Genomic DNA, 16,765 nt, shown 5'->3' on the forward strand with positions numbered 1-16,765 from the left:
AAATCCGATGGTCATTCGATCGCCAGAGAGAGGAACACTCCGTGTGCCAACCCGTCCCGTGTGAGACCTGCGGTAAGACGACCTGGTCCGGCTGCGGCGAGCACATCGCCGAGGTGAAGGCCGTCGTCCCCGCCGAGCAGTGGTGCGACGGTCACCAGGACCGCTAGCAGGCTCAGCCGCTCCTTCGGTCGGATGGGCGTAGTGCGCTACCGAATTGCGCGCGACGCCGCGGAAAACCGGCAATAATGGACAGACCGGGCGCGATCCGCTGGTTGTGGGAACTCAATCCTGTTGTCTCCGAACGGCGGGCGAGAACTCGCGGATTCCGCCGACCGAAGGAGTTGAGCCCCATGTTGTTCGACCGTGCAGTACTTCCTGACTTCTATATGCCCTACCGTCCAGAAGGTGTGAATCCGCGCGTCGCGGCCGCCGAGGCAATGATGTGGCGGTGGCTGGAGAGCTGGGATCTGGTCCCCTCGGAGTCCGCCCGCCGTCGTGTCATGGCGACCCGCCCGGCCGACATGTACGCCCTCTGGTGCCCCGAGGTGGGAGTCGAAACTCTCGGATTACTATCCCAATTCGCGGCATGGGCGTTTATCGTCGACGATCAGTTCGATATAGAACTGCCCGATCCGAAGCGCTGCCTGGAAACGATAGGGCGATTAGAGGTCGGTTTTCAGGCGACCGGAATGACGACCGGTGTGCTGGCCGGCAGTCTCCGGGACCTGTGGCGCAGGCTGTGTTACGGCCGCTCGCAGCCGTGGCGCAACGGCGTCCGCGCCGAAATGCAGGAATGGCTCTGGAGTTACTACACCGAGAGCATCCGGACGGTGACCGGTGAACTGCCGACCCTGGACGAGTACCGAACGCACCGGCAGGTTTCCGTAGGAATCTACATGCTGCTCGATCTCAGTGAGATCGCCTACGGTTTCGAACTGCCCGACCCGATCCGCCGGCTTCCGGCGCTGAAGTCGTTGCGCGCCGCCGTGACCGACCACATGGGGTTGATCAACGATATTCATTCACTGCAGGCGGATGAGGCGGTTGGATACAAGTACAACGCCGTCCTGCTCGCCGAACACTATGGTGTGCACCCCAGGACCGATGCCATCGAGGCCGTGAACGACATGCTGACGGACGGAATTCAGCGTATTCATCGGCTGGAGGGCAGCCTCATGCGGGAATTGGATGTCCTCGGGGTCACCGAACAAGAGCGCGAGGACACGATTCACACGCTCGGTGACTATCGCCGATACCTGCGCGCCAATTTCGATTTCCACTATCGGGCGCCGCGATACACCAGCCCGCCGGCCGAGGCGCTCGAACACGGGGGACTGCTGACCTAGCGTGGGACGTGGATTCGTTCAACGCCGGTCGGCGATCAGGCCGCGCGGTGTGGCCTGGGCGCGGAATTCTCCCGGGGTCATACCGGTTTCGATCTGGAAGGCCCGATAGAAGTGGCGGTCGGAGGAGAATCCCGACGCGGTGGCGATCGAATTCAGCGGCCGGGTGGGTTCGGACCGAATACGTTTCTTGGCGTATTCGATTCGCATGCGACGGATGAGCGCGCCCGGCCCGCCGAGCCCTTCGCTCATCCGATACAGGGTGCGCCGCGAGACCAGGCAGGCGCGGGCGATCTCGTCGACGGTGAGGTCCGGATCGGTGAAACGATTACGCAGGTAGGCCATCATTTGCTGGCGGGTGTAGAGCGAATTCGCCGGTGCCGGTGACTCTTTGCCGACCGCGAGCAGCACCGCCGAGGCCAGCATTCCGGTGGTCTGACCGTCGAAGGCGACGCTCGCGCGTTCGGCTTCGACGGCGGTCAGGGTCGCCATATCCTGAAAGAACCGGGTGACCACACCCATCGCGCCGTCGGTGGGAATCGGTATCGCGAGCGGAATCTCGTCGCGGGTCAGGCCGGCGTAGTCGAGAATCGGCTGCAGGGGCGCACGCAGCATGGTCGACATGGCATTGTCGGTGGTGCGGCTGAGCAATGGGAATCCGCTGTCATAGAAGGCGATCGAGCCCGCGACGGATTCCGCCGTGCGGCCTTCCTGCTCGGTCCAATTGGTTCCCTCCATCACGATATTCGCGAGGAGGAACTCGCCCTGCGAGCGGGCCACCATCTTCGGCGACCGGTTCACCTGTTGTGCGCTGGCTCGCATGAGCGCGACCGAGACGCGATCGAATTGCGCGCTCGTAATCTTGCCCCGCCAATGCCCTTGATGCAGCGGCGATATCGCGGAGGGCACGATGGCGTCGGCCATCAGAGCCTCCCACTGCTCGAAGGCGTCACGAGGTGGCAGGGTCGAGGACGAGCGCACCTCGACCGTAATCGCGGCGGTTTGCTCCACGGTGGCATCCTCCCACCGGGCTCGGTTTCCGGGTAGAGCTTCGCGCGAACATCTCGACGGTTCCGGCAATCCATCGGTATCCGCCGCGGCCTTTGGATGAAGACTGTTCGGTCGGTCCGTAATCCGACACATCGCCCCTGGTCGCGTAGCATCGCGAACGACCCGTATCGGCCGGAATCCGGTGCGGTGGAACTCGATCGGGAGCTGGCAAGGGAGCTGATGGGCAAGGATTGGGTGCGCGAGGCGGAGTCGCTGGTGGACGAGGTCCTCGCACCGCGGGCGGGGGAGGTGGATCGCACCGGCGTGATTCCGTCCTCGCACTTCGAGGCGCTCGCTCGGCGCGGGTTCTACGGGTTTCCGTTATCGGAGGGAATGTCGCCGCAGTTGCTGATCGACACCGCCGCGACCGTGATCAGCGGTTGTCTGGCAACGGGCTTCGTGTGGGCGCAGCACCTGGGCGCGTTGCGGTCGCTGCTGGCCAGTGACAATGAGGGCCTGCGCGGCCGGTACCTGGCCGACATGCTGTCGGGTGGCTACCGTTGCGGCGTCTCCTACGCCGGCGCGCGCACCGAGCCGACGGTATTCGCCGAACCCGTCGACGGCGGTTATGTCCTCGGCGGAGCGACGCCGTTCGTGACCGGTTGGGGCTACATCGACGCCGTGGCAGTGGCCGCGCGGGCGGACACGGGCGCGTCGGCCGCCGTGGCGACCCTGCTGGTCCCGGTGCGCGAGCCGGAAAATATTGCCGCCGAACGACTTCCGTTGATCGCCGCGGACGCGAGCGCCACCGTGCGGCTGGCCTTCACCGATACCTTCGTCGCGAGCGACCGGGTGCTGTCGGTCAAGCCGGTGGACGACGGTCCGGCGGGCGGGGTCGCGTTGAGCGACTGGGTGAACGGCGGGCTGGCGCTGGGCGTGCTGATGCGTTGCGTGCGGCACCTGAAGGAGTGCGGGGCCGATGCGGGTCCGCACCTCGCGCACCTGGAGGCGCTGCGTGAACGCTACGGCCGGGTGGTCGGGGATCTGGACGCCACGCATGCGGTGCGGGCCGAGATCGCGCACGCGGCGGTCAACGCGGCCGCGGCGGGCGTGGTGGCGACCGGCAGCCGTTCGGTCATCGCCCGCACCACCGCCGAGCGACTCGTGCGCGAGGCGACCTTCGCCCTGGTGGCGACCACCCGTGATCCCATCAAGGCCGCGCTGTCGCGGGCGTTCGAACCGAGCGGGCAACCCGTCGGCCACTGAGCGGTCTCCGGGACCTTTGCCCCTGGTCGGCAGGTCGGTGCGGTGGTGATATCGGAGGGGACGGCTATCACGACACCCGAGGAGCGGAGGTTGCCCATGAAAGGATCCCGTCTCGACGACTCGGCGCGGACCATGGTGAACCTGTCCCGGGCCGAGTCCCTGCGTCTGCTGGCCGGTGTGCCCTTCGGCCGGGTGGTCTTCACTCGCGACGCGTTGCCCGCCATCCGCCCGGTCAACCACTACGTCGACGACGGCGTCGTGATCGTGCGCACCCGGCTCAGCTCGCGGCTCACCTCGGCGGTACACGCCGAATCCGAGGTCGTGGTCGCCTACGAGGCCGACGACATCGATCGGGAGAACCGCCTGGGCTGGTCGGTCGTGGTGACCGGGATCGCGCGCACGGTCACCGACCCGGAGCTGATCGCCCGCTACGACGAGCTGGTCCGGCCCTGGATCGACGGCGTCATGGACTCGATCGTCGCCATCGAACCCACCCTGGTGACCGGGGTGCGGCTGCTCGAGCGCGATGCCCTGGCGCCCGAGGCCGATTGAGCCCGGCCCGATCGCTCCCGGTTCGACGTCGAGCGTCCTGGACACGTCGTGCGAGGATGTTCTAGGACTGCTGTCCTAGTCGACATTGGATCGGGAGGTGTGGTGGCTCGCGATACGCGAACACGCATGATTCGCCAGGCGGCGCTGCTGTTCCGTGCCCGCGGCTACGCGGCCACGGGCTTCCGCGAGATCGTCGAACAGGCCGGCACCCACCGCGGCGTCATCTACCACCACTTCCCGCGCGGCAAGACCGAACTCGCCGAGGAGGTCGTGCGCCTCGTCGACGGCGCGGTCGGCCCCGCCATCGAGGCGGTGTGCTCGAACCAGGACCCCGTCTCCGCCATGCGCGCCATCCTGGCCGGGGTGAAGATGATCATGACCGGCGGCGAGCACCCACCCGGCTGCGCCGTCGCCGCGGTGGCCCTCGGCGCGGGACCCGACGACGCCGAATTGCTCACCGCCGCAAGCGATGTCTTCCGCCGCTGGCAGGACTCCTACCGAGAATGCCTGCTCCGCAACGGAATCCCCGACCCCGACGCCACCGACCTGGCCACCCTGCTGATCGCCGGGCTGGAGGGCGCACTGGTGCTGTGCCGCACCGAGGGCACCACCGAACCCCTCGATCGCGTCGCCGCCGGACTCGAGCGCGCACTGCGCTGAGGCGGCCCCGAGGCTGCCGCTAGGTGGCGACCGCCGGGCCGAGTGCGGGGGCGGTCGTATCGACGACGGCGAGCAACTCCCGACGGCGGCGGTACCCGACGGCGTACTGACCGAGGGCGACCGCGAGGGCCAGCACGCCGATGGTCAGCAGGGACAGCACGGCCGGGATCGTGCGCAGCACCGGGAGCAGGGCCAGTGCGGCGGCGGCGCCGGTGAGGTTGGACCAGCGGACCGGCTGGCCCAGGCCCCGCCACATGGCCGCTATGGCAACGCAATACAACGCGAACCCGGCCACGAGACTCGCCGCCCACACCGGTTCGAGCGGACGGCCGAGCAGTCCGGCGTCGGTGGTGTAGATCTCGTGGCCGACGGTGCGCATGGCCAGCGCGATCAGCAGCATGCCCGCGACGACGAGCAGGTGCAGCATGGAGTAGACGACCACCGCGATGCGAATGCGTTCCGGGCCGTGCGCGTGTTCGAGCCGGTGTTTGGCATAGCGGGACAACAGGTCGAAATAGAACCACCACAGCACGATGATCATGAATGTGGTGGTGGCGATGAGGATGATCTGGCTCGGGCCCACCGGTTCGCCGAGCATGCCGAAAGCCATGCGGCCCAGCGAGATTTCCAATCCGGCGGTGACCAGGAAGCCGAATCGCTCGGCGAATCGTTCGGCCGAGTGGATCTGCCAGCCCCGGCAGTACACGATGGTCGCGGCGATCTCGACGGCCAGCGCGAGGACCCACAGCAGGTTCTGCGCGCCCGGCGCGCAGTAGGCCGATACCGCGATCAGTGTCGCGGTGCCCGCCGCGGCCGTGACCACGAGGGCGGCGCGGCGGCGATGGGCGGGCCCCCGGGCGACCAGCACCAGCACCGCCGAACCGAGCCGGATCATCAGGTAGCTGACGATGAAGATCACCGCGCGCGACTGCAATCCGCTGCCGGTGAAGGCCAGTGGCAGCGACAGGCCGAGCAGAGTGAGCGACAGCAGCGCCAGGAAGTAGACGCTGCGGAAGACGCCGACATCGGCGCGCAGGGTGTTGGCCGCCCAGCAGTAGCTTACCCAGCAGCCCCAGACGATCGCCAGGATCAGCAGGCCGTGCAGGAATCCGTGTGCGCTCGGTTCGCGCAGGATCAACGTGTCGACCTGGGAGAAGGTGAACGCCTTCATGACGTCGTAGAACATCTCGATGCCGGTGATGGTGGCCACCGGTCCCGCGGGCGCCACGGTGGTGGCGTACGCCCGGATCTGTTGCAGCACAGTGCTCATGGCTCAAGCCACCGCCGGTCGGGCGGCGGGGACCGGCTGCGCTGTGCCGCGCAGGTCGGCGTAGCGGGTCTGGTCCCACCACAACAGGGCGATGCCGAACGCCACCACCGTCGCCGCCACCGCCAGCACCGGAGCCCCGACCAGTGGCGGGATCGCCACCGGGCAGGCGAGGGCCAGTACAAGGCGGGCCGGATCGAATCGCCGGGTCACCAGGAAGAAGAACACCGCCTGACAGGCGAAGACCAGCGCGAGCCCGGCGAGCATCCGCTCGAGGTTCCCGGTGTCCACGGTCCCCGCCACGCCTTCGTCCGACAGCACCGCGAACTCGTCCTGCAGATTCACCGCCAGCACTAGGACGCCTCCGATCATGAACGCGTGCACGAAGTGGTATCCGCCGATGCACAGCGCCAGCTTCTGCCCCAGGGTGAGTTTCTCCGAATCGGGCGCCAGCACCGAAATCGCTTGTGGGAACAGCAGATCACCATAGGAACGCCACAGCAGATACATGATGAGCACCGCCGTGACCAGGAACACCAGCAGCGAGGCGCTGATCGTCTTGGCCTGCGCGATGATGTCGAGGAACTCCAGGCATTGGCTGAGTGACACCAGATAGGCCACCTTCATGCGGGTGCAGAAGATCTGCGTCGAATGGATCTGCCAGCCCTCCACCAGCCCGAAGTGGAAGCGGGCCTGCGTATTCGGGCACGCGGTGAGGCAGACACCGCCGATGTCGACGAGCGCCGCGCCGAGCAGCAATGCGACCTGGGTCATGCCGGTCGTGCCCAGTGAGGCGAACATCAGGCCGTAACCGATGAACGCGCCGACGGTCAGGCACACCAGATTGCCGCGCAGCCGGGGCGCGCCGAAGGCCAGCATCCAGCACAGCGCGACGCCGATCGACCGCGCCGCGATGAGCGCGATGACGAAGACGGTGGGTCCGTCGTAGCCGCCCGGCCGGTCCATGAACGCTTCGGGCGCGACCAGCGCCAGTTGCACGAAAACCGCTGTGGCGACCAGGGTTCCGATCTTCATCCGGATCTCGTCGGAGGGCAGGTAGCAGGCGATGGTGACCATCTGGTTCCACGGCCACCACAGCAGCAACAGCAGTGCGACCGTCCGGGCGATGCCCAGCAGGCTGGAGTCGTGCTGCATGAGTCTGCCGACCTGACTCAGGGCGAGCACGAACACGATGTCGAAGAGCAGCTCGATCGGCCGCGACCGGTCGGTGGCGGTCAGGCGCGGCACATACGCAAACGGCCTCCAGTGGGACACGGGGCGCGAGCCTACCCAGGAGCCGGGGTCATCTCCGGCGCGACACGAGCACGTTTCGGGACCGGTTCGATCGAGTCGAAATCGGTTCGCTGAAATGTTGCGAGAGTTAGCATCAGGTGCTCGAAATCTGTTCGACCGCGACACATTTCCGAACGGAAAGGATCTGGCGATGAACAAGCATGTGCTTTGCACGGTTTTGATCGGCGGTCTCGCGGTATTCGGGGCGGGCTGCGGATCGCACAACGACAAGAACGCGGCCGACAGCAGAAAGCTGACCATCGGGGTGAAGTACGACCAGCCCGGACTGGGTGTGAAGGCCGCCGATGGGACCATGCACGGTTTCGATATCGACGTGGCGCGCTATGTCGCCGGACAGCTCGGTGTCGACGCTGACCACATCACCTGGAAGGAAGCGCGGTCGGAGGATCGGGAGAAGCTGATCCAAAGCGGTGCGGTTGATTTCGTGGTCGCCAGCTACACCATCAATGCCGATCGGAAGAAGCAGGTCTCCTTCGCCGGCCCGTATTTCGTTGCGGGACAGGACCTGCTGGTGCCCAAGGGTAATACGGATATCACCAGGGCCGAGGATCTGAACGGCAAGAATGTCTGCACCGCAAAGGGATCCACGTCGGTGCAGACCGCCCAGAACCAGTTCGCGGCCGAGATGCGCATCGACCTCGAGGACACCTATTCCGCCTGCGTGGACAAGCTGCTGGCCGGGCAGGTGGATGCCGTCACGACCGACGATGTGATCCTCGCGGGGTTCGCCGCCCAGCATCCGGATCAGCTGAAGGTGGTCGGTCACCGCTTCACCCAGGAACGCTACGGAATCGGGCTGAAGAAGGACGACGCGCAGCTGCAGCAGCAGCTCACCGCGGCGGTCACGACGATGATCAAGGACGGCACCTGGAAGAAGGACGCTGACACCGAGTTCGCCGCTTCGGGATTCAAGGTGCCCGAGCCGCCGGAGGTGTTCGGCGTGGTCGACGTCGCACCGAGTGCGGCGAGCCGCCCACTGGACCCCGATCTCGTCAGCTACCTCGAAACGTTCCAGCGTGTGGTGGAGGACCCCAGCGACCCCAGTGCGATGAAACAGCTGGATCTGGTGTGCGATTCGTTCAAAGACCAGTTCACCAAGATCGTCCAGCAGTTGAATCCCTACCTGGACACGAATATCGGATCGGAGATCAACGGCGTCCGCCGGCAGTTCCAGGTGCTGGGCACCACCCAGACCGCGCCCGACAAAGCGACCGTCACCGCGCACAGCACCTTCGTCGGTGTGCCGGTGAAGTACCGCAGCTATATCCACGACGTGGACTGGAAGGGTGATCTCGTCAAGGAGAACGGACAGTGGAAGCTCTGCGGTCTGCAGGGCGATATGCAAGACAGCTGAAAGATAGCTGAAGCGCCGTGAGGAATCCGGGGAGATTGTCGTGATGGATGGCATGACCGGCATCGGAAACGGTCCGGACCCGGAAACCTCGTTCCCGCAGTGCCCGAGGGTCGATCGGTATGAGCGGCTCGTCCGCGTCGGCGAGCAGTACCAGCGATCCCTCGGGCGCCGGGTCCGGCGCGGGCGGCATGTCGAATCGATGCAGATCGAGGCTGACCCGAACATCCCAGCAGGCTCGCGCGGCGATCTCGGCGTCGATATCCGCGGGCGTCCAGCGCGGATGACGCGCGGCGAGCAGCGCCGGATCCGTCTCGGTGAATTCGGCGAAAGCGTTGGGCGACAGTGGTCGTGGACTGCCCATGACACTCCAGTACGGCTCGGCGTAGACCGCGTGCCGGGGCCGCAGGAGCGGCAGCGCCAGGGCGAGCACGGCCGCGCCCAGGCAGTGGCCGACGGCCAGGTCCACCTGCTCGGGGAGATTCTCCACCAGGTCATCGGCGAGGGCACGGGGACTGTAATAACCGCGCGGGCTCTGGCCGTGCCCGCGCAGATCCACCGCGATTACGCGGAAACCCCTGTCCGCCAAGGCGGGACCGACCCGATGCCAGGTTCGTGAGTCGGTGCCGCCCCCGTGTATCAGAGCGGCCACCGTATCCCCGGTGCCCCACGTCCGCCGGAACAGCCTCATCGCGTTGAACCCGCCGACTCCCGCATGCGCAGCATCAGCCGCCGCGCGAGATCGGTCACGGTCGACGACGCGACCTCGAGAAGTGGGACGTCACAATCGAACTGGCGGCGAATCGCGACCGTGACCTCGGTCGCCATCAGCGAGTCCACGCCGAGCTCGTCCAGCCGCCGTGACGGCTGCACACGATCGGGGGTCGTCTGCAGTATCCGGGCGATCAACCCGGCCACCGCCGCCTGTGCGGATTCGGCCGCTTGCTCGTCCGGCGCCTGCGCGATCAACTGCGACAGGCGCCGCTCCTCGCCGTCTCGTACCGGCGTGGCCGACAGCATCCCGGCGAATCGGGGTCGGCTCACCAGCGGGAACATGGCCGCCAATCGCCCCCAGTCCGGCGTCTGCGCGGTGACCACCGCGGCACCGCTGTCCAGCAGGCCGCCCATGGCGGCCACCGAGGTGGCCGCATCACAGACGCCGAACCCGAGTCCTGCCAGCGAGTCGCTGAGATCATTTCGTGCCACGTGCCCGAAATCGGAGATGGCGCCCCACAACACCGCCAGCCCGGGCAGTCCGGCCTGTCGGCGGGCATGCACCACCGCTTCCTCGTACGCGTTGGCGGCGACATAGCCGGACTGGTTCCGGTTGGCCACCGTATGGACGAAGGAGGAGAAGTTCACGAAGAAATCCAGTTGCCGATCGCGTGTCAGCTCGTCGAGGATCCGGGCCCCGTCCATCTTGGCCGCCAGCACGGCGCGCAGCCGGTCGTCGGTGTACTCGACGGTGGGCGAGTCATCGAAAAGCGCTGCGGCATGGATGATTCCGCGCACGGGATGACCATCCGACTCCAATGTGGACAGGAGTGTGCGCACCTGCCGGGCATCGGTCACGTCGACCGCGTGCGCGGTGGCCCGTGCCCCGCGGGCGTCGAGCTCGGCGAGCAGTTGCGCCGCCCCCGGCGTCGCCGCGCCCCGACGGCCGACCAGGGCGAGGGTACGAGCGCCGTGATCGACGAGCCAGCGGGCGCTCTCCGCGCCCAGTCCGCTCGTCCCGCCGGTGACCACATAGGCGGCCTCCGGATCGAAGGCCGGGACGGACGCGCGCTTGCCCACCGACGAGGGCGGCGGGTCCAGACTGATCACGATCTTGCCCACGTGCTGGGAATGCTGCAGTGCCCGAAACGCTTCCACTGCCCGGTCCGCGGGGTAGACGCTGTGCGGCAGTGGGCGGTACATCCCGGTCCGCACCGCCTCGACCACCTCCGGAAGGCAGGCGTCGTTCTCATGCCTGTTCACCGACTGGTCGTGGATGTCCACCGCGGCGACGAGCAGTGACCGCGGTACGGCGACCGCCGACCCGCCCGCGTGCAGCTGCGGATCGATCGGTCCCAGTTCGATGAACCGGCCCGCGGGCCGCAGCAGTTCCATGCTGCGGGTCACCGCCTCGCCGGTCAGTGAGTTCAACACCACGTCCACCTGCCCCACGGCCGCGCGTATCCGATCGGCGAAACGCAGGTCGCGCGAGTCGAATACGTGATCCACACCGAGCATCCGCAGCAGATCCCGTTTGACGGGAGTGCCCGCGGTCGCGACCACCGTCGCTCCGATCCGCTGGGCGTAGTGCAGGGCGGCCAGGCCGACGCCGCTGGTCGCCGCGTGGATGAGGACGGTCTCACCGGGCTCGAGCCGCGCCAGGTCGTGCAGTGCGCGGTGCACGGTCACGGAGACGACCGGCAGCGTCGCGGCCTGGGTGAAAGTCATGCCGTCGGGTATGAGCCCCACCAGATCCGCTCGGGTGACCACGCGAGAAGCGCCCGCGCCGAGGGTGATCGCGAAGACGCGGTCTCCCGGCCGCACGGTCGTGACGCCCTCGCCGACCTCGCAGACGACCCCGGCGCAGTCGAAACACACCGGATGGTCATCCACGCCGGGCTGTGGTTCGGTGCGCCCGAGCGCCTGCATGACGTCGCGATTGTTGAGTGCCACGGCGGCGACCTCGATCACCACCTCGCCCGGGCCCGGGCGCACGTCCGGCATCTCCGTCCACGAAATGCGATAGGACGGCCCCGGATTCGCGACCCTCAGGGCATAGCGAGCGACGTCGGTCCCGGGCACGGTAGAGCGCGGCAACCGCCGATGCCGCGGTACGAATCGGCCGTGCGCGGTCAGGACGATCTCATCCTCCTCACCCGGATCCAGCAATTCGGCCATGAGCCGGTCCAGGGGACGCCGAGTACGATCCAGCGACACCGCCCGCAACGTGATCCCGGGCTGTTCGGTCACCAGCACCCGGGTCATCGCCCACACCGCCGCGTCGACGGGATGCTCGGCGGCCTCGGGAGCGCCGAACATGCCGGAGGGACGAGTGACCAGCCAGAGGTTCGGCGAATAGCCGCCCCGGATGACGGCGGTGGCGATGGCGCGCAGTACAGCGGCGCGCCCCAATGTCGCGTCGACATCGCCGGACATCTCCGAACCGCCCAGCAGCAGCACGATATTCGGGCCATCGTCGCCGCCGGTCCCGGCGAGCGCGGCCGACCAGTCGGAGTCGTCGGCGGCCAGGGGGATACGGGTACCGCCTCCGGGCAGCCGCTCACACAGTTCGTCGGCCAGGGACGCGTCGGCCGGTTCCGCGGCCACCAGCCAGTCGGCCGCCGCCACCGGCCCGCCGACGGCAAGCGGATCGCCGATCGCCTCCGAGCCCGGATGACGCGCCACCAGAACCGAATTCAGCACCGGATCCAGTCCGTCCCCGAAGACCGCCACCTCGGTGAACCCGCTGTCGGCGAGTACCTTCTCCCACTGCGGGACCGCCAGCAGCGGCGAACGTGTGCGCAACTCGGAATCGGTGAAACCCCAGAAGCTTTCGAGTACACCGAAGCACACGGCCGCTGTCGCGGTGTCGTGGATCTCCACCGCGATGAGGTCACCGCCGTCGGCCAGCAGCTCCCCGACGCCCCGCAGCGCGGCGCGGACATCGGCCGCGGCGTGCAGTACGTAGCCACCCACCACCACGTCGAATTCGCCCGCCGCGAAGCCCTGCTCGAGTGGCGAGCGGTCCAGGTCGAGCAGGCGGTATTCGACGAAATCGTAGTCCTGGAAGCGAGTCTCGGCCTTCGGCAGGAACCACTGCGAGACATCCGTGAAGACGTAGCGCGTGCGATCTGCGGGCAGCAACGGGAGGAGTTGGGAGGTGACCATACCGGTACCGCCGCCGACCTCGAGGATCCGCAGCGGGCGATCGGCGGGCCAGCGCTCGACCAGTTCCCGCACCACCGCGGTCGCCCGGCGCAGATTGTCGACGTTCGCCGGCCCGGTGCTGTATGTCCGCTCGACGAAGTGCGCGTCGGCTTCGGAGAAGATCAGTTCGACCGCGTCCAGTTCGCCGCGCAGCACTTCGGGTATGCGGGCGGCGACCCGGCCGAATACCAGTGGCACCGTGGTGACCTCGGGAAAGTCCGCGACCAGGGCGCGGAACAACGCGTCCGGCGCCGCCGTGCCGTGCACCCGCCAGCGCTCGCCCGCACCGTCGCCGACCCGCTCCAGCAGGCCCCCGTCGTGCGCGAGCGCGATCAGCACGTCCACCATCGCCGCGTATTTGGCGTCGGCCCCGGCGGCGATGATGTCGGCCGCGGTGAATTCCACGTCTCCGGGGACGAATTCGGCGAGTGTCCGCGCCGCGAGGTGGGCGTGGAACACCCCGGTTCGGGCGAGTTGATCGGCATATGCCCGGCGGTCGCGGGTGGCCGCGTCGCCCAGCCGCTCGGCCGCCGCGGCGACCAGGCTCCCGCAGCCGGGCAGTGGGTAGCCGCCCGTGCGTTCTCCGATGCGCGGAGCCGCGCGCAGCACGGTGACATCGTGCTGCAGCGGCACCGTCACGGACCGCTGAAAGCGCAGGCGCACACCGGTCATCGCAATGGACACCGTGCCGTCGACGTCGGCGATGGTGATATCGGCGGCGGGTTGCAGACTCGCCGGATCGGTCAGTCGCACCACGATCAGACCCGCGGCGGCAGGACGGCGCCACACCTTGACCGCGTCGAAACCCGAGGGGAGATACAGGCGATCGTTCGCCAGCAACGGCATCACCGCCTGCAGTGCGGCGTCCAGCACCATGGGATGTGCGACGAAATCGGCGTCCGGGTAAGGCGCGTCGTATTCGGCCACCAGTTCGCCATCACCGATCCGCAGCGTGCGCAGCACCCGGAATGCCGGACCGTAAACCAGCCCCACGGCCTGCATCGCCGTGTAGAACTCCTCATGCTCCCAACGGTTTTCGTCCGCGAGCGCATCGGGTTTCACCGGGGCGGGTGGTGCGTCCACGAGGCTGCGGACGACGCCGCGGGCGTTGACCTGCCAGTTGCCCGCCCCGGAACGGCTCGCGACGACCACCGCGCCGTCGTCCTCGTTCACCGATGCCTGGGTGCGCACATCCATGGCCGGGTCGTCCCAGGGCAGCGTCAGCGCGCGCAGGTCCCCGAAGCCCACGAGCTCGACCGGGGCGTCGAGAACGGTGTTCCCCGCAGCCACAGCCATCTCGACGTAGGCGGCGGCGGGCATGACGACGGCGGAATCCACTCGATGATCGGCCAACCATGGCAGCCGGTGCGGCTCGACATCCAGCCGCCAGGTCGGCTGGGCGAGGTCGGCGCGTTCGCCGAGCAGCGGGTGCTCGTCGCGGCCGTCACCGACGCGACGCGACCACCACTGCGGCTCGCCGTGCCAATGCCTTTCGCGTTGCCAGGGATAGGCCGGGAGATTCGCCACCGCTCCTGGGCGCGGGAACCAACGGTTCCAGTCCACGGCTCCACCGGCCGCGATGACCGTGGCCGCTGCCGTCCGGATCCGGCTCGGTGAATCATCGGACCGGGTCATGGTGGGCACGATGGCCGTCGGCCGGTCAGCGCCGAGCTTGCGCAGATAGCCGCCCAGCACCGGGTGCGGCCCGATCTCGACGAAGACATCGAACTCCTGGGCGGCCAGCGCATCGATCGCCGGGGCGAAGAGCACCGGTTCGCGAACATTGCGCCACCAGTACGCGGCATCCGCTTCCGTACCGCGCAACGGGCCCGCCGTCACCGTGGACAGCATGGGGATCACCGGGTCGACAGCACGCAGACCGGCCAGCCGCCCCCGCAGGATCGGCTCGATCGGATCCATGGCGGCGCTGTGGAACGCGTAGTCCAGACCCAGCATGCGGAAGAACACGTCTCGGCGGGCCAGCTCCGCGCCGACCTCCTCGAGCGCCCACGGCGCACCGGCCAACGTCACATCGGATTCGCTGTTCACTCCGGCGATTTCGAGATGCTCGCGATAGTCGGCGAGGACCCGCTCGGCCTCGGCGAATCCCAGCCCGGCGGCGGCCATGCGCCCTCGCCCCGCGGTGATCGCCTGCGCCGCACTGCGTTCGGCGATGACTCGGCACGCGGTCGCCAGATCGAAGACACCCGCGGTGTAGGCGGCCGCGACCTCGCCCACGCTGTGTCCCACGACCGCGGACGGTCGCACGCCCAACTCGTCCAGCATTCGCACCGATCCGACCTGTACCGCGAACAGCAGGGGCTGTGCCACCTCGGTGAGCGACAGACGCGACCGCTCGGCCGATGCCCTCAGTTCAGTGGTGATCGACCAACCCAGCAATGGCTCGCAGATCCCGTCGATCTCCTCGATCGCCGCCGCGAAAACGATGCTCTCTCGCAGCAGTGCGGCGCCCATGCCGTGCCATTGGGAGCCGTTGCCGGAGAACACGAACGCGGTCTTGCCCGACCGCACCGCAGACACCGGCTCGGCGGCACGCAACTGTTCGGCCGCCGAGACGGGCGAGTCGGCGAGCACCGCGGCTCGATAACCGTGCTGTCCACGTCGACGGCACGCGGTGTACGCCAGGTCGTAGAACTCGTCCGGCGACGCCCCCGCCAGCCGATCGGCGCCGCGCCGAGCCGCTTCGCGGGCAGCGACATCGGACCGCGCCGACACCACGTAGGGCAACAGACCCGAACCGCCGCCGATCGGTCCGGCGCTCGTCCCTGCGCGGACGGCTGTGTCGGGGGCGGCGATGATCACGTGGGCGTTCGCGCCACCCATGCCGAACGAGTTCACGCCGACGATCCGGCGGCCGTCCGGCATCGGTTGGACGGTGCGTGCGGGTGCCAAGCCCAGACCCTCGAAGTCGATCGCCGGGTTCAAATGCTCGGCGTGCAGCGACGGGGCGATCCGGCCGTGTCGAATCATGAGAATTCCCTTCAGAATTCCCGCGATCCCCGCCGCCGCCTCCAGATGTCCGATATTGGTCTTCACCGAACCGATCGGCAGCGGGGCACCGGTGCGTGGGCGGCCCAGGGCGCGGCCGATCGCCTCACATTCGACCGGATCGCCCGCGGGGGTACCGGTACCGTGCGCCTCGAAGTAGGTGAGGTCGTTCGCCTCGACTCCGGCCCGCTCGTACACCTCCCGCAGCAATGCGGCCTGCGCGTCCACGCCGGGGTGCGCGAGTCCCCGCGTGCGGCCGTCGCAGTTGGTGCGGCTGCCCAGGATCACCGCGTATACGCGATCGTCATCGGCCAGCGCGTCGGCGAGGCGCTTGAGCACCAGGACACCTCCGCCCTCGGCTCGCGCATAGCCGTCGGCCTCCGCGGAGAAGGCGCGACTACGCCCTCCGATCCCCAAAGCGCCTGCTTTGCAGGCCAATACATACTCATGCGGATTGACCAGCGCGTTCACCGCGCCGGCCAGTGCCAGGCGGCTGCGCCCCAGCTGGAGGCTCTCACAGGCCAGGTGCACCGCCACCAGCGCCGAGGAACACGCCGTGTCGACCATGACACTGGGGCCGCGCAGATCCAGGAAGTAGGACACGCGGTTGGGTGCGGCGGTACCCAGGGTGCCGAGCATGGTCGTCGTGTCGACGGAGGCGAGGTCACGGGTCTGCAGGCCGCCGTAGCCACGCTCGAAAAGACCGACGTACACACCGGTGTCCGTGCCTGCCAGCGTTGCCGGGTCGATCCCGGCGTCGTCGATGGCATCGACGGCCATTTCCAGCAGAAGTCGATGCTGCGGATCGAGTCTGGCCGCCTCGCGGGGCGAGACGCCGAAATACTCCGCATCCCAGCTCGCGATGTCCTCGAGAAAGCCACCGGCGAACGTGTAGCTCTTACCGGACCGGCGCGGATCGGGCGAGTAGAACGACTCCCGGTCGAACCGATCGGCAGGCGCCTCGGCGACCAGATCGCGTTCCTCGATCAGCGCCGACCACAGCTTATCGAGAGTGTCGATGCCGCCGGGAAGCCGGCACCCGGCCCCCACGATGGCGATGGCGTTCTGCGGCAGCGGGGAATGCGTATCCAC

Annotated in this window: 11 protein-coding genes; 6 read left to right on the plus strand and 5 right to left on the minus strand. The window is 68.0% G+C overall.

What is annotated here, in order from left to right; all coding sequences use genetic code 11:
- The first annotated feature begins 41 nt into the window (after nucleotides 1–41).
- Nucleotides 42–167 carry a hypothetical protein gene (locus tag GPX89_RS45415; RefSeq protein WP_328601785.1) on the plus strand — a complete coding sequence of 42 codons (126 nt, stop codon included), beginning with the start codon at nucleotides 42–44 and terminating at the stop codon, nucleotides 165–167.
- 183 nt (nucleotides 168–350) lie between these two features.
- Nucleotides 351–1,346, plus strand: a complete 996-nt coding sequence (locus GPX89_RS13135; protein ID WP_157387727.1) for a terpene synthase family protein — start codon at nucleotides 351–353, stop codon at nucleotides 1,344–1,346.
- A gap of 18 nt (nucleotides 1,347–1,364) precedes the next feature.
- Here the strand turns inward: GPX89_RS13135 and GPX89_RS13140 are convergent, their stop codons facing one another.
- Nucleotides 1,365–2,354, minus strand: a complete 990-nt coding sequence (locus GPX89_RS13140) for a helix-turn-helix transcriptional regulator (RefSeq protein ID WP_198347391.1) — start codon at nucleotides 2,352–2,354, stop codon at nucleotides 1,365–1,367.
- A gap of 96 nt (nucleotides 2,355–2,450) precedes the next feature.
- Here GPX89_RS13140 and GPX89_RS13145 point away from each other — a divergent pair, with 96 nt between their 5' ends.
- From GPX89_RS13145 to GPX89_RS13155, 3 genes are all read left to right on the plus strand, one after another.
- The gene (locus GPX89_RS13145; protein WP_207710594.1) at nucleotides 2,451–3,599 is read left to right on the plus strand and encodes an acyl-CoA dehydrogenase family protein; all 1,149 of its coding nucleotides are present in this window, start codon (nucleotides 2,451–2,453) and stop codon (nucleotides 3,597–3,599) included.
- A 96-nt stretch (nucleotides 3,600–3,695) separates the two neighbouring features.
- Complete coding sequence (locus GPX89_RS13150) at nucleotides 3,696–4,151, plus strand: pyridoxamine 5'-phosphate oxidase family protein (protein ID WP_157387730.1); 456 nt, start codon at nucleotides 3,696–3,698, stop codon at nucleotides 4,149–4,151.
- Between the two features lie 126 nt (nucleotides 4,152–4,277).
- On the plus strand, nucleotides 4,278–4,811 hold the full coding sequence (locus GPX89_RS13155; protein WP_157387731.1) for a TetR/AcrR family transcriptional regulator: 534 nt from the start codon (nucleotides 4,278–4,280) through the stop codon (nucleotides 4,809–4,811).
- 19 nt (nucleotides 4,812–4,830) lie between these two features.
- Here the strand turns inward: GPX89_RS13155 and GPX89_RS13160 are convergent, their stop codons facing one another.
- Both GPX89_RS13160 and GPX89_RS13165 read right to left on the minus strand, forming a co-directional pair.
- Nucleotides 4,831–6,081, minus strand: a complete 1,251-nt coding sequence (locus tag GPX89_RS13160) for a low temperature requirement protein A (protein ID WP_157387732.1) — start codon at nucleotides 6,079–6,081, stop codon at nucleotides 4,831–4,833.
- Between the two features lie 3 nt (nucleotides 6,082–6,084).
- A complete protein-coding gene (locus GPX89_RS13165) occupies nucleotides 6,085–7,353 on the minus strand; it encodes a low temperature requirement protein A (protein ID WP_157387733.1) in 1,269 nt (422 codons plus the stop codon).
- 169 nt (nucleotides 7,354–7,522) lie between these two features.
- Here GPX89_RS13165 and GPX89_RS13170 point away from each other — a divergent pair, with 169 nt between their 5' ends.
- Nucleotides 7,523–8,746: a glutamate ABC transporter substrate-binding protein gene (locus GPX89_RS13170; RefSeq protein WP_157387734.1), complete on the plus strand. Its 1,224-nt coding sequence runs from the start codon at nucleotides 7,523–7,525 to the stop codon at nucleotides 8,744–8,746.
- Here the strand turns inward: GPX89_RS13170 and GPX89_RS13175 are convergent.
- Nucleotides 8,688–9,395 (minus strand): alpha/beta hydrolase, encoded by a 708-nt coding sequence (locus tag GPX89_RS13175; RefSeq protein WP_198347392.1) that lies wholly within the window; start codon nucleotides 9,393–9,395, stop codon nucleotides 8,688–8,690. The genes GPX89_RS13170 and GPX89_RS13175 overlap by 59 nt on opposite strands.
- 35 nt (nucleotides 9,396–9,430) lie before the next feature.
- Complete coding sequence (locus tag GPX89_RS13180; protein WP_198347393.1) at nucleotides 9,431–16,765, minus strand: type I polyketide synthase; 7,335 nt, start codon at nucleotides 16,763–16,765, stop codon at nucleotides 9,431–9,433.

Origin of the sequence: Nocardia terrae (genome assembly GCF_009760405.1) — a bacterium.
Classification (GTDB): domain Bacteria; phylum Actinomycetota; class Actinomycetes; order Mycobacteriales; family Mycobacteriaceae; genus Nocardia; species Nocardia terrae.

Bases quoted from the DNA above. Each gene is read 5' to 3' on its own strand.
- GPX89_RS13135 (WP_157387727.1), top strand. From the start codon at position 351: ATGTTGTTCGACCGTGCAGTACTTCCTGACTTCTATATGCCCTACCGT.
- GPX89_RS13145 (WP_207710594.1), top strand. From the start codon at position 2,451: ATGAAGACTGTTCGGTCGGTCCGTAATCCGACACATCGCCCCTGGTCG.
- GPX89_RS13150 (WP_157387730.1), top strand. From the start codon at position 3,696: ATGAAAGGATCCCGTCTCGACGACTCGGCGCGGACCATGGTGAACCTG.
- GPX89_RS13155 (WP_157387731.1), top strand. From the start codon at position 4,278: ATGATTCGCCAGGCGGCGCTGCTGTTCCGTGCCCGCGGCTACGCGGCC.
- GPX89_RS13160 (WP_157387732.1), bottom strand. From the start codon at position 6,081: ATGAGCACTGTGCTGCAACAGATCCGGGCGTACGCCACCACCGTGGCG.
- GPX89_RS13170 (WP_157387734.1), top strand. From the start codon at position 7,523: ATGAACAAGCATGTGCTTTGCACGGTTTTGATCGGCGGTCTCGCGGTA.